The sequence below is a fragment of the Polaribacter butkevichii genome (genome assembly GCF_038024105.1).
Classification (GTDB): Bacteria; Bacteroidota; Bacteroidia; order Flavobacteriales; family Flavobacteriaceae; genus Polaribacter; species Polaribacter butkevichii.
Window position 1 is genome coordinate 1,126,365 of the sequence record NZ_CP150661.1, and the last position, 6,136, is coordinate 1,132,500.

The 6,136-nt window shown below is 31.9% G+C and carries 2 protein-coding genes and 1 rRNA gene; 2 read left to right on the plus strand and 1 reads right to left on the minus strand.

What is annotated here, in order from left to right:
• Window positions 1–25 precede the first annotated feature (25 nt).
• Window positions 26–2,656, plus strand: coding sequence for a glycoside hydrolase family 3 protein (locus WG951_RS04555; RefSeq protein WP_105049016.1), 2,631 nt, complete (start codon window positions 26–28; stop codon window positions 2,654–2,656).
• A 165-nt stretch (window positions 2,657–2,821) separates the two neighbouring features.
• A complete protein-coding gene (locus WG951_RS04560; RefSeq protein WP_245893507.1) occupies window positions 2,822–4,966 on the plus strand; it encodes a beta-glucosidase family protein in 2,145 nt (714 codons plus the stop codon).
• Between the two features lie 886 nt (window positions 4,967–5,852).
• Here WG951_RS04560 and rrf read toward each other — a convergent pair.
• A 5S ribosomal RNA gene (gene rrf / locus WG951_RS04565) occupies window positions 5,853–5,962 on the minus strand.
• Window positions 5,963–6,136 lie beyond the last annotated feature (174 nt).

The following is a 6,136-nucleotide window of genomic DNA, read 5'->3' on the forward strand; positions in this document are numbered from 1 at the left end:
AAAACAGCAAATACACAAATAAAAAATGAAGGTAGTAATAAAAATACTAATTATAGCGCTTATCGTTTCCTGTACAGATAAAATACCTCTTTATAAAAATGATACTGCATCATTCGATGAAAGAGCAAAAAATTTAGTTTCATTAATGACTTTAGATGAGAAAGTATCTCTTATGGGGTATGAGTCTCCTGCTATTGATCGACTAGAAATTCCGGCCTATAATTGGTGGAATGAATGTTTACATGGAGTTGCCAGAGCTGGTGTAAGTACCGTATTTCCACAAGCAATAGGTATGGCGTCTATGTGGGATAGAAAACAAATGTTTAATATTGCCGATGCTATTTCAGATGAAGCTAGAGCTAAACATCAAGCATTTGCCGCTAGAGGTAAAAGAAGAATTTATCAAGGGTTAACTTTTTGGACACCAAATATTAACATTTTTAGAGACCCTCGTTGGGGACGAGGAATGGAAACTTATGGTGAAGACCCTTATTTAACAGGAGAATTAGGCGTTCAATTTATTAAAGGTTTACAAGGAGATGACCCTAAATACTTAAAATTAATTGCCACTGCAAAACATTTTGCTGTACACAGCGGACCTGAAGCTAGCAGACATAGCTTTAATGCAGAACCAACTGTATTTGATATGTTAAACACATATAGCCCTCAGTTTGAAAAAGTAATTAAACAAGCAAACGTATACTCTGTAATGTGCGCCTATAATAGTTACAACGGATTACCTTGTTGTGGTAATTCAGAATTAAGTGATTTATTAAGAAAAGAATGGGGTTTTAAAGGTTATATCGTTTCCGATTGTTGGGCTATTAAAGATTTTTACAATGAAGGTGCACACGAAATAAGTAAAAATAAACAAGAAGCATCTGCAATGGCTGTTCAGGCAGGCACAGATTTAAACTGTGGCGATTCTTACCCATCATTAGTAGAAGCTGTAAAAAACGGGTATATCACAGAAAAAGAACTAGAAGTATCGGTTGAAAGATTGATAAAAGCAAGAATGAAATTAGGTTTATTTGCACCAAAAGGAGCTGTTAAATACGAAAAAATTCCGTACGATATTGTAGATTCTGAAAAACACAAATTATTAGCACTACAAACGGCTCGTAAATCTATTGTTTTATTAAAGAATGAAAAAAACATACTTCCTTTAAGCAAAGACATTCAAAAAATTGCAGTTATTGGCCCTAATGCAAACGATTTAGAAACTTTATTAGGTAATTATAATGGATTTCCATCAAACGCAATTACTCCGTTAAAAGGTATTCAAAATAAATTACCAAATGCAGCAGTAAATTATGCAGTTGGAACTCCTTTGGCTAAAGGCCTACCTATTTTTAACATTGTACCATCATCTGTTCTCTTTACATCAAAAGAAATGAATGCTAATGGTTTAAATGCAGAATACTTTAATAGTACAGATTTATCAGGAGAACCTATTCATAAAGTAATCGATAAAAATGTTGATTTTGTTTGGGGAACCAAAGCGCCTTTTAAAGATATGAATGCAGATGAATTTTCTGTACGTTGGTCTGGTTACTTATCGGTAGATAAAACAGGTAGTTACGCTATTGGTGGCGAAGCGTTTTCTGGAATGAAATTATATATTAATAACAAATTATTAGTTGCAAGACAAGATGTACATCACCCAAAGAAAGAATACGAATATGTAGATTTAAAAGCAGGTATTCCTTATGAAATTAAATTAGAGTATGTACAAGAAAATACAGAGCACGCTATGATGCAATTGCTTTGGGAAGCTCCTAATAATAATTTAGAAAAAGAAGCAATTCAATTAGCAAAAAAATCTGACGTTATTATCTTATGTATGGGATTAAGTCCTTTATTAGAAGGAGAAGAAATGAAAGTAAAAGTAGATGGTTTTAAAGGAGGAGATAGATTAGATATTAAATTACCAAAAGCACAAACAGATTTAATGAAAAAACTAAAAACATTAGGCAAACCAATGGTATTAGTTTTATTAAACGGTAGTGCAGTAGCAATAAATTGGGAACAAGAAAACATTCCTGCAATTGTAGAAGCATGGTATCCAGGGCAATCTGGTGGTACCGCTATAGCGGATGTATTATTTGGAGACTATAACCCTGCTGGTAGATTGCCATTAACCTTTTATAAAGATATTAACGATATTCCGGCCTTTGATGATTACAATATGAAAGGAAAAACATATCGTTATTTTAAAGGAGACCCACTGTATGACTTTGGTTTTGGTTTAAGCTATTCTACTTTTGAATACACTAATTTAAAAGTGGTATCAGAAAGTAAAACATCCGAAGAAATTAATGTAACCGTTGATGTAAAAAACACAAGTAATTTAGCTGGTGATGAAGTGGTACAATTATATCTAACTAGAGATGATGATGGTTTTAATCCAATCAATACATTACTTGGTTTTGAGAGAATCCATCTAAAAGCAGGAGAAACAAAAAGTGTTCCTTTTAAAATTACACCAAAACAAATGGCTTCTGTTAATTTAACTAGCCATAAAATGGAAGTGAAATCAGAAAATATTAAAATTTCTGTTGGTGGTGCTCAAAATACTGTAAAAAGAGAAAATCAAAAAAACATCATTGCTAAAAATATAAATTTAACAGGAGAAACTTATATCATACAAAATTAAATAAAAGTTGGGGGACTTTTATTAAGCACCTTTTTAGAAATAAAAAGGTGCTTTTAATCAAAATAACGTCTATAAATCATCTATAAAATGACAAAACAAAAAAATATTTTTAACCGGTACTTATCATTTCTAATGATGGGTTACCTATTTGTTATGAGTGCAAAAATGAATTCTCAACAAGTAACTGCTCAAAATAATTTAGACCAATCAATTGAAAAAAGTATCGACAAAATTTTGCTACAATTAACTTTAGAAGAAAAAGTAGCCATGTGTCATGCACAATCAAAGTTTAGTACACCAGGTGTTCCGCGGCTAGGAATCCCAGAAATCTGGATGTCTGATGGACCTCATGGAGTTAGAGGTGAAATAAATTGGGACGATTGGGGATATGCCGGTTGGACCAATGATTCTATCACTGCTTTTCCTGCTTTAACCTGTTTAGCAGCCACATTTAACCCTAAACTTTCTAAAAAATACGGAGTTAATGTTGGTGAAGAAGCTAGATATAGAAAAAAAGATGTACTCTTAGGGCCTGGTGTAAATATTTATAGAACACCTCTTAATGGTAGAAATTTCGAATATATGGGAGAAGACCCATACTTAAGTTCTAAAATGGTGGTACCATATATACAAGGAGTACAAAGTAACGGAGTTGCAGCTTGTGTAAAACATTATGTATTAAACAACCAAGAGCACTGGCGAGATCATATTAACGTAGAAGTAAGTGACCGAGCGTTACATGAAATATATTTACCTGCCTTTAAAGCCGCTGTGCAAGAAGGTAAAGTTTGGTCTTTAATGAGTGCATATAATCAATACAAAGGGCAATATTGCAGCCACAATGAAAAATTAAACAAAATATTAAAAGAAGATTGGAAATTTGATGGCGCATTAATTACAGATTGGGGAGCAACACACAATACAAAAGAAGCTGCTTTATATGGTTTAGACATAGAAATGGGTACAGGTACAGATGGATTAACCATAAGTACAAAAAACGCCTATGATTACTACTATTTAGCCAATCCTTTTTTAGAATTATTAAAAAAAGGAGAAATAGAAGAATCTTATTTAAACGATAAAGTACGTAGAATTTTACGTTTAATGTACAGAACCACCATGAATAAAAATCGTCAATTTGGTAAAGCAAATAATCAAGAACATTTAGATGTAGCTAGAGAAATTGCAACAGAGGGAATTGTATTGCTAAAAAATGAAAATTCATTTTTTCCTATTAATGATACTAAAAAAATAACTATTGCTGTAATTGGCGAAAACGCAACCAGATCTATGACAATTGGTGGTGGTTCTTCTGAGCTAAAAGCAAAAAACGAAATTTCTCCATTAGAAGGTTTAAAAGCACGCTATAAAAATGCTAACATAATTCATGCTATGGGTTATGAGTCAGGACCTTCTGTATATGCAAAAGTGCTTCCTGCTACATTAAATGCAGAAAAACTTAAAAAAGAAGCCATAGAAGTTGCCTCAAAAGCAGATGTAGTCCTCTTTTTTGGAGGTTTAAATAAAAGTCATCATCAAGATTGTGAAGGAGGAGACAGACAATCATACGGACTTCCATTCGGTCAAAATGAATTAATTAATGAAATTACAAACGTAAACCAAAATACAAGTGTCATTTTAGTAAGTGGTAATGCAGTAGAAATGCCTTGGCATAATAAAGTAAAAGCAATTATGCAAACATGGTACTTAGGTAGCGAAGCAGGAAATGCAATTGCAGATATTATTAGTGGAGATGTTAACCCATCCGGAAAACTACCATTTTCTTTTCCTAAAAAATTAGAAGATAATGCAGCACACAGTTTCGGAAAAATTTCTTATCCAGGAGATAGTATCAATCAAATTTATAAAGAAGGAATTTTGGTTGGATATCGTTGGCATGATACAAAAAAAATTAAACCTTTATTTGCATTCGGTGAAGGCTTATCTTATAGTACGTTTAAAATATCTGAAGTTAAAGTTAATAAAAAATCTTTTTCTAAAAACGATATCATAAAAGTTACGTGCCAAGTAACTAATACAGGTAATTATGATGGATCAGAAGTTGTTCAAATCTATGTTGGTAAACCTAAATCTAAAGTTAACAGAGCTCTAAAAGAGTTAAAAGGTTTTCAAAAAGTTTTTATAAATAAAGGCAATTCTAAAAACATAGAAATTACAATTAAAAGTAGTGATTTAGCTTTTTATGATGAATCAATATCAGATTGGAATATAGAAAACGGAAATTATGTAATACATGTTGGTAATGCATCTAATAACATCGTTTCGAAATTAAAAATTGAAGTCGAATAAGATTAAAAAGACCAGTCTTTTTTTAATTGTTTATTCAATAAAAAATTAAGGATCAAATAAAGCAGGTATCAAGCAAATTAAGCTAATACCTGCTTTTTTGTTATCTAAAAATGGTGCTTCTCATTTAAAAACAAAAAAAAGGTATTTACAACTAAGCATATAAAAAACATTACAAGAATAAAAATAAATAACTATTATGGCGTGCCCATTTTTAAACCCCCACAGATAAATCAAGAACCATTATCGTAAAAATGGTCAGGCTTTACGTTGCAAGTCCTCGTTCGTACCTCACTGTGGGCTTTTCACTTCAATCCTTCACGCAAGCAACATGAAGAGTTCTTAATATATAAATCCAAAAAACGAACAACAGAAGCAACTTAAAAAAGCTAATAAAACAAGTTTTCTACAAACAGAAAAGTATTTCCCTCTAAACTAAATACATCCTTTTATAAGAATGTAAATCTATTCCCATAAAAAGCACAAAAAAAAACACGAAAACACCCTGGTAAACTAAAGAATAAAGCCAGAACCAAGTCTAAACTACAAAAACCTAAACCCACATCTCTTTAATTTCCAACAATTACAACAATTTCGTTAAATTTATCGCATAAAAAAACCTCAATTCATTAAGAATTGAGGTTTATAGATACGGACATTAGTCCGTATTCAATTTTACGATTATGTAAACTATATATATGCTTAAGTTATTGCAAATCACCTATAAAAGTAACAGACCGCACAAGTATACACCTTAATAGTCTAAAAAATGGAGTCAAACTATTTTTGGTAGTGTAAAATCCTAATATACCCTTAATTTTCATGCATAAAAAAACCTCAATTCGTTAAGAATTGAGGTTTAAAGATACGGACATTAGTCCGTATTAAAGAAAGGCGGCGACCTACTCTCCCACATAAATGCAGTACCATCGGCGCGATTGGGCTTAACTTCTCTGTTCGAGATGGGAAGAGGTGAGCCCCAATGCTATAACCACCCTAAGATTTTAGTTCTAAGTTTAAAGTTCCAAGTTTTAAAGTTTTTCAACTCATAACTCAACACTTATAACTCATAACTCTTTAGCTTTTGCTAAAGTATAAGTTAACATATGGTAAAATAATATCTAAATCGTCTTATAAATAAAGAGTCTGTGCTCCCGCCTTTCGGCGGGAAGC